At 53.9% G+C, this 8,348-nt stretch carries 7 protein-coding genes; 2 read left to right on the forward strand and 5 right to left on the reverse strand.

From position 1 onward, the window contains the following. Positions 1–275, reverse strand: a 275-nt coding sequence (locus AC2FJB_RS22465; protein ID WP_496721166.1) for a recombinase family protein, incomplete at its 3' end; no start/stop codon positions are given. 57 nt (positions 276–332) lie between these two features. Between AC2FJB_RS22465 and AC2FJB_RS22470 the strand changes: the two genes are divergently transcribed. After that, the gene (locus tag AC2FJB_RS22470) at positions 333–536 is read left to right on the forward strand and encodes a hypothetical protein (RefSeq protein WP_496721164.1); all 204 of its coding nucleotides are present in this window, start codon (positions 333–335) and stop codon (positions 534–536) included. Positions 537–674: 138 nt separating this feature from the next. On the opposite strand, the gene AC2FJB_RS22475 is transcribed toward AC2FJB_RS22470, so the two are convergent. After that, positions 675–1,673 carry a peptidoglycan-binding domain-containing protein gene (locus AC2FJB_RS22475; RefSeq protein ID WP_496721162.1) on the reverse strand — a complete coding sequence of 333 codons (999 nt, stop codon included), beginning with the start codon at positions 1,671–1,673 and terminating at the stop codon, positions 675–677. Positions 1,674–1,774: 101 nt separating this feature from the next. On the opposite strand from AC2FJB_RS22475, the gene AC2FJB_RS22480 reads away from it, so the two are divergent. Beyond that, positions 1,775–5,914: a peptidoglycan DD-metalloendopeptidase family protein gene (locus AC2FJB_RS22480; RefSeq protein WP_496721160.1), complete on the forward strand. Its 4,140-nt coding sequence runs from the start codon at positions 1,775–1,777 to the stop codon at positions 5,912–5,914. Between the two features lie 127 nt (positions 5,915–6,041). Here the strand turns inward: AC2FJB_RS22480 and AC2FJB_RS22485 are convergent, their stop codons facing one another. The 3 genes from AC2FJB_RS22485 to AC2FJB_RS22495 all read right to left on the reverse strand — a co-directional run. Then, positions 6,042–6,449, reverse strand: coding sequence for a hypothetical protein (locus tag AC2FJB_RS22485; RefSeq protein ID WP_496721158.1), 408 nt, complete (start codon positions 6,447–6,449; stop codon positions 6,042–6,044). Next, positions 6,446–6,874 carry a hypothetical protein gene (locus AC2FJB_RS22490; RefSeq protein WP_496721156.1) on the reverse strand — a complete coding sequence of 143 codons (429 nt, stop codon included), beginning with the start codon at positions 6,872–6,874 and terminating at the stop codon, positions 6,446–6,448. Before AC2FJB_RS22490 ends, AC2FJB_RS22485 begins: the two co-directional genes overlap by 4 nt. Positions 6,875–7,451: 577 nt before the next feature. Continuing rightward, positions 7,452–8,348, reverse strand: an 897-nt coding sequence (locus AC2FJB_RS22495) for a MobA/MobL family protein (protein WP_496819126.1), incomplete at its 5' end; no start/stop codon positions are given.

Below are 8,348 nucleotides of genomic sequence, written 5' to 3' on the forward strand. Positions count from 1 at the left end.
TATTTGCAGAGATCGTAGGATAAGTTTGTCTGATAAGTCGCTGTCGCTGGCCGCTCCAAAAATTTGCGACACATCCCCAGGCGGTCGTATTTGGTGACGGTCACAACATCGCCATCGCGGAGCTGCTCCAGCATCTTGTCGAGCTCCGGTCGCACACGCTTCGATCCGCTGATCCTGTCCGCAAAAACCCTCTCGGCTCCTGCAGCCGAGAGGGCGTCGGTCTGTGAATCCAGGTTCTGGTCATCAGTGCTGACGCGGGCATATCCAACAATCATGCCTCACTGTGACAAAAACCTGCCAAAACCACAAAGGTTTTGCCGGGGGTTTTTGTCATGGCTAAGAAATTGTTCTTTGGTGAGGGAAAGGCTTTTGGACAAAAACGACCGTTTTTGGCGAAAGCGTGCGAGTTGGTACAGCATTTGGTGTGCGGATCGATTGTCCGCTTGGTTGCTGAAGCAAAAACACGAAAGCCATGCAAAGAGCGTCGCACTGTAAAGCAAATGCACGCTGATCAGGTAAAGATGAGGATTGACTGACGGCTCTACCAACCGCCGCTCGCGTGGGAACTTCGTCTTTGCCTCAACACCGGGCTATCGCGCAAAGGTTGAAGGTGAGTTGGCGGTCATAGAAGACGGTTTATGATTTTGAGTTCCAGATTGTGCCAGAGCAACACTTTAAGACTTCACCGCATAGAAGGAGCACCTGTTCGAATCTCGACCACTCATTGCAAGTTTCTGGTCCGCTACAGTGCCTACGACTTGAACGCGCCCTAGCAGCAGCCCCCAGTTGATCTCTGCCGTCAACCGCCGTCCATTGAGCCTCCCAGAAAACTGCCCCCGAAAACCCTGCGATTGCTGGACGCGACCGCCGTAGCGGTTTCCGCCAGCATGGCGCACATTCAATACTCCAGTAATTTTCGTTCGACCAAGCTTGCTAGACGGCCCGCAATTGGACGTGAAACGCCAAATGCCCGACATGTTGCCAGGTCCGATCGCGATTGGGGGCGGAGGCAAATACATCCGCTCGTTTTCTGGATCGGTGCGCCAAGCGGCAAGAGCTGCTTCTGACATGGCTTGCAATCGGAGATGCTGGTCGGCACTCAGATACCCAGTGACCTCAACGCCCTGAGCAACTTGCCATGCGCTAAGCGCAGATCGAGTACCGCGCCCAATAACGCCGTCGACGCCATTTGGGTCATAACCCATGACCAGAAGCCTTGCCTGAAGGTCACGGATTCCCTGCTTGTCGAGTCCGAGCGCAGCTTCAGAAACCTTTGATCCTTGCGTCAAATGTGATGGAAGAACTCCAGTTCTAAGCTGGTTCTTGTCGTTAGCATTGCTTTCCGTTGGCTTAATTCTAGTAGAGTCTTCGATGGCAGTGCTTTTTGCCTCATCACCATTCTCCAATCTCGCATTGAGCCCGGCCACGTCTATTTCACCGACTGACTCGGCCAGCAGCACGCTGATGGCGAGGTCCGAGGATGGGTGTTCATTAATAATCCGGTCCAGCAGATGTCGTACGGCGACAAGGGTCGGCAGTGAACTCTCCGGCCCCTCGTATATGCTCTCTGCCTCTGCCAGAATGGCTTCGGGGCTCTCTTGCGCCACAAGGGGGGACGCCACAAAGACAAAAAGCGCCACCGATAGCCAAAAACCTATCCTCAATACACCCATAATCTCACTCTAAACCCTTGTTAGTCAGCAGCTTCGAGAAGCTTGCCAGATATGTCAACGCTGCCTAACCTTTCCTATCAGGGTCTAAGCGGTAGGTGTCGATGTTCCATTTCAGGCTAATCTCTGTGCCGGTGGCACTTCTTTTTGCAAGTGTTTCGTTCGCGTTTGGGCAAACCAATGAGGATACCGCTAACCGATTGCTGATCGACGCCGCAACCGGCAGTGGTGGTGCCTCTGACCCGCTCTACAAGCGACGCCTACTGTCGGTCTTGGTTGAAGAATTTCCCAAAACGGCAGCAGCCCGATCGGTTGCCTTGGGAACTGTAAGTATTCCGGATCTTCCTGACTCACCAGAATTCCACCAGTTGTTGGTTGAAGGGAGCGGTATCACTGGATTCGAACACGGTGAGTTCCCTTCGTATGGTGCCACCACTCATCCTGGCATCGACATAGGGCTGCCCGGGCAAGCCGATTGCGGCCTACCTGTAACTGCACCACTTTCTGGTAGTGTCGTGCGGGTGGTTGCCTCAGATGTACCGGACTCGGAACTTGAGCGGATAGGAATTGATCGGGCTCGTAGTGATCGTGATTTTGATCACAATACGGGTAACGCAGTTATTCTTCGGCATGGAAACACGAGTTCGACGTACTCGATCTACCTTCATCTTCAAAGCACACCGTCCAATTCCAACGGCGAGCCTTGGCGCATTGGTATGACCGTTCCTGCTGGCGCCCAGATTGGAAAAATCGGCGACACTGGTGCAGCAGAGGGCTGCCACCTGCATTTCGAAGCCCGAAATTTCGAGGGGACTTATAAGTACCTTCATCCAGCGTTCGGCAACATCTACCCGCCAGGGGACATCTCCGACACAGATGTTTTTGTTGAGGACTGGATAGACCCGGAATCATTTCTTCGCCGAGCATTTTTGGATCGGCATCTTGGAACAGGAGGTCCTGTGGCGACTTCGGTCGGGGCTGTCCCAGCACCTGAGTTTCCGGGCACCCATGCGGAGAGTACCGCACAAACCACCGGAATTGCCACCTCCGATGAGGGACCGACAGAGTCCGAGATTCGACCAGGTGATTGGATAGAAACGAGCGAAGCGCGCCGGGTTGTACGAACCGGCGAGACAGTCGGTGACCTCTCGATCGATGCCGATGGAAGCACGCGGTATCGCAAAGAGTTGCTCTTTTCCGCCGCAACCGACCCCGCTGCGACCGAAGTGCGCCTTTTTTTCTCTCCGGACGCGAGAAGTGCGCTTGTTATCCAGTGGGATCTTGACTGGGGTGGGCTACGCGCAGCTCTGATCAACCTGGGAACGCGACAAATTCTCAAAAGTGATCTTGTCCCCGAGACGGCGGTCAGGGGAAAAGCAGAAGCAATGAACGTTCGGCAACCCATGTTGCCAGTCGCTTGGTCGCCCGATAGCAAGTATGCTGCGATCCCGCTGTCGCTGACGGAGTGGCAGGCAGACCTTTTGTTGATAGATGCGGAGACTGGCAATCAAGCCGTACTAAAAACAGACGAACTTCAGCCGGGTCAATGGTCCTTCCCGAAGCTCGAAACGCTTCGTTGGGACGCAGATGACTGGGCGTCGATCGATTATGACGTACTTGCATGCTCGGATACTGACTGCACTGCGCCGAAAGTCGTCGGCTCGATATCCAGCGGACACCGAATTACCCACTTGCTAAAGAGAGCAACGACTCAGCCAGTGACCACATCAGGGGAGGAATGGACGGCGGCGATTGTGCATTCCGGAGGCTATGGGCGACCCGAATTGACCGGGTGCATGTGGGCTTCTGAGAAATCAACAGTTGAATGTCTGCGCGATGACGGTGCCAGCGAAGAAACCCTTCGTTTCGCTCACGCAAGAGCTGCGGAAGGTGGAGAAGGACCGGAGATACCAATCGATTTTCGTGAGTTGGGAAAGGTAGATATTGCTGTCTTGGATGCATTGTCGATGAATGGAAACAGGTATGACTATTTCGTCAACACGTCTCCCGAGACTATCTCTTATCCGATCTATCCGGAGCGTGAGCTGTCAATTCTCGCTTCACGTGGGGATAGACGGGCGCAGTCAATCCTTGCTCAATTCCCGGGAGCCACGGCATGGAAACCATTTATCGGTGGAATGCGCATATTGCCGAATGGGGATCAAAGATTTTCGACAGCCGTTTATTGGACCGAGAGCTGTCGTGCGTGCCCGATCGTTGGATATAACATCGCAACCGTGGACTACGATCATACTGGGCGGTTGAGCGCCTCCCAGACTCGGGGCGTGTTCGACAACGCTGGCTTGGGAGGAAGATTCTATAACCAATACACCGCCGACGACTTGCGCAGACATCCAAAGCTGGTGCAGTTCTTCCTGAATCTGCGTGGTTACGAGGCGGGTCCAATGGATGGTGTTACTGGCGCGCGAACCGAGCAGGCATTGCGGGAATTCCAGCGGGAAAACGGGCTCCACCCGGTGACAGGGCAATCAAACTGGGCAACCATAGTAGCTTTATCCGACATGGACACGGTGTTTCGGAATGGCTCTACCAACAGTACCGGCACAATGCCGCAGCCCACAATCACCGCTTCCGCCACCTCCACAGCCTCCCATCCCATTCCCGCAGGCGCATCCACGAGCGTAGCGCAACTGACCTCGGCTTTGGCCTTCGGACGGCAGCAAACAGCGGTAGTCGATGTTAACGGCTGCGAGCTATTGGTCTACCAACGTGAACCAATCAAAGTGAAAACGCATTCCGCCGGGGGATGGAGCGACTGGATGGGCAGCACGACGCGGGGGGAAAGTACAGTGGGTGAACAGACCACCATAACTACAGTTAGCTTCGGAGACATCGGTCGATATGGACGGTTCGAAGGAGGATCGGCACTAACACTCGTCGCAAAGGAAGGGCGTGCGTTCCAGATCGAAAGAACAACCCGACGCACGGATAATCCGAACCTCAACACATCACAACAAGAGCCCATCCCTCATTTGGTCATTCCGCTGCCATCCCACGAACGTTACGACATCGCTATGCCGCTAATCCGCCAGTATATGGATACTTGCAACACCATCGGCACCGCTGGAGGCACCGTTGCCGATGGTCCGGACGCTGATCTTGTCAGCGAACTGATCGCCCATGAAAAGCTGCGACAGCACGCGGCGCGGGTCATGTTCGTAGATGGTGCCTTTGAAGATGCGATTGCTCAAGGACTTGTCGCGCGCATGATGCAACACGCCCAGCAAGGCATCACCAATCATGGCAATTCATGGGAAGCTGCCGTTACCGCGCGCGGGCAGGCGCAGGGGATCGCCTCGGCAACCCCGCATTTCCTGGTTATGGCGGAAGCGCAACCATTGTCTGTCATAATCACCGACAAATCCGATGCCTCGCAAGATCAGGATGTTTTGACGGTTGATTTTCTGTGGCACTATCAGAGCGCATCGCTGGTCGTGCAACGTTTCGGCGAACGCGGCGGCAACGGGCGAGCGCAGTTCCGGCGGCGGGAGGGCAGCTGGCGGCTGGAAAGAGTGAGCAGCAATGGAAATGGCCTCGCATTTCCAACAACTCAAGCAGTTCAGGACGCAGCCGATGCAGATATCATCTCGACCCGTAAAGAAGGCGGTCCTTGGCACTTTGCGGAGCGGGAACAAACATTCGTTCCGATCGAGGGTGAGCCACTTCTTACATCAACTGAGCGGGCTGCGCATGATGAAAGTTCGAACCAGTCGTTGGCTGAGGTAGAGTCCACGAAGCGCGATTCGATTTTAAAGCTGTTGACCAATAACCGCGAATACTCCGGCAGTAACTGGAGATACGCATATCTCCTGAAGGGCTCATGGTTTGAGTTCATGCAGGGGACGGTTACTTTTGGACTCGCTGTTGAAGAGCTGGATCCCGCAACCGGGCAATTTCGTGGTGGCATTCAACCTCTCGAAGTGGAGGCAGGTTTCCTCGCGGGATTTCGAATTCTAAGAACAGAGTTAGGTTACATTGAAGGCCGATTGGATCCTTCAAGCCATGTGCTTGAATTCGATTACTTCCGTGCAACCGGTCGTCCTGGGAGCCTGGCCCCTTTAGGTCAAGCAATAGTTTCTGGAATTCGAATGCACCCAAGGTTTGACAGTGCCGGAAAGGTTTTAGGCTGGAGTTCCAGCGAGACCGACCCGGCCGACATCACAGGAAAGTTCGGTGAGGCAACAGGTGTGCTGACGATCTCAAACGAAAAGTGGGTTCCATGAGCACCAACTTTTCTGGATCGTCAGCCTTTGGTCCATCGCGACGATCCTTTCAAGCGCGGGCAAATGATAGCCCCGTGCGCTTTGCGGGCTGACCGAATTGTCTCTGCGGCTTAGTGCTTAGTATTGGTCAAAATCCGCCGAGAGCGGCAAACTCTTCGTCAGTAAACCCTGCTTTCCTAGCATAATATCCAGCACTTCCAGTTCTGAACCCAGAGTTGTTGGCATTATGGATATCAGTCAATGCACCTCTGCCACTTGTAAAGTCTTCCAAGTTCTCTTGTTCAGAAAAGAACTCTACCATATCAAGGAGCATTTTGTTTGTCGCGCCAAATGCTGTTCCCGCAACGGATGAACTGGCCCCTCCAAAGTGAAGAGCTACATCGTATGCGTGTCCAACGGTGAAAGTGTTTTTGGCCCAAGTTTTTATAGATATTCCCCCACCAGAAGTACTGCAACTTCCGGCATGGACACCCACACCTAGCGAAGAAAAGACAACCGTCAGGGCAACAGTTTTCCCCCATTTAATTGCGCTCATTTCAATCTCCTTTGCAAAACCTTTACCATATCTGAGTAACTTTTCACATTGTATTGCTTATCGAGCAAAATGAACTTTGGTAACCTGTTGACCCGCTTTGAGGCATTTATTACTTCAACAGTAGCAGCTATCGCTTGGCGCTTTTTGGGGTCAGCAGCACAAACTTTGAATTGAGCTGAGGTGATGCCGCCAGTTTTTTGAGCTTCGTACATTGCTCTTCCGGCAGTCTCTGCACTTATCGAAGAGCCACCTCGACCAGAGCCTGCAATAACAGTGTAATAGCTGATTAACGCACGAATTCTCTTCTTTGGTGTCATACAAAGAAAACCAGCTATTCTATTAATGTCCCGCTCATGCCTCGGATACAAAACCACCATAAGTTCAATTCCATTAAACTCTGGCGATCCCGAACCGATCTTCTGCATTGTCTGTAGGAAAGTTCTAGCACAATTCACACAAGACGGTGACACCACAAGAGTCGAAGAGCCTACTATCTGAGGTTCTGTGATTGAGAATAGAGGTAAGTCATTGCTGGTCACTATCCTCTTGTTTGTTTGGGCGAAAATTACCCCAGGGAATAACATCGTCAGAAGGGCTAATGTTATCCCAAAGAAAGCTTTGCGGTTCTCATACTGGTACAAAATCTGAACTCCGGCTGAAAATGTACCTTACTATACCCAACATTCGCCAAGATGGTCAGTACTTGTTCTTTGAATGATGTGGTGCGCTCCTAGGCTCTTCTCGCCGATGTGATCCTCCCCCTCTGAAGTGGTCCGCCGTTATGGTTATGAAAAAGGAGAAGCAGATCGCAAACGTCTGCTGATCACTGAGACCGGAAAATGGGGAATTTTTCTTCGCCAATTTTGGGGATTCTTGAAACGGCATTCTCAAGTCTAGAGGAATTCGTTGAGAGCAATATCACGACCCTAGACCTATGACGGCCAGACGGGTTCGTTCTATTCGAAAAACGTCGCCTCAGTCCCGTCAAGAATGGCTGGCAGTTCAGTGACTGAGGCCTAGATCTAGGTCAGTTTCGCTGTCAATTTCGCGCTCGCGCTTCGGCTCATCACGGTGCTCCCGCCCGTCACCACGCTCCAATGTCTCACGCGGCTTGTTCAACACGCCCTCCAGTCGTTCCCGAATTGATGGCTTGTCCACACCATCATCGCCCCAATCTACCCCGGTCTCTTCCGACCGCCCCAAGGTTTCCCGCAACCGGTCATTGACACGCCGCAGGTCTGAGGGTTCTTCGACACTCTGCCCACCGGCTTCCGGTTCCTCGCGCCCGACAATCCGCGCCAGCCGGTCCCGAATATCACCAGAGCTGCGCTCCACACCCCGATCCTTGCTGGCCGCAGCCCGAAGCGCCGCCAGACCGGCCGACACACGCCCCTGTCCCGCTTCACGCTCAGCCCCATAGGTCTCCCGCGCCAGATCTAGACGTTCCCGCATGTCGACAAAGAGCGCCCGCGCCTGGCGGGCCGCATGAACCGCATTGCCCCGCTCGGTGACAGGTTCATAGTCGCGGCCCTCACGCTCGGCCGCACGCATCTCGCGGCGTTCCATCGCATTGGCCGCTGGTCCCAACTTGACCTCCGGATCACGGTCCAGCTCCTCGGCCTTCAGCGCGTCACCCTGGCTCAGAGCCTCCTCACGCTGCGCCTCCAATGACCGGTGATCGACGCGCTCCACCTCCCCGACCCGTTCAAGCGCGTGGTTCTGCAATTCAGCCCAGACACCGCGCATCTGCTCGATCTCAACGCCACCGGTTTTCGCGGAATCAAGCACACGGGTCTTGGATGTGAACCCCTCCGGTTCCAGCTGGATGTGTCGCAAACTCTGGGGTCTAGTTGACGAGTATGCCTGATCTAAGGTTTGTACGCGTCGAATTGTTTTCGA

This window comes from Ruegeria sp. CDSC085 (assembly GCF_059610465.1).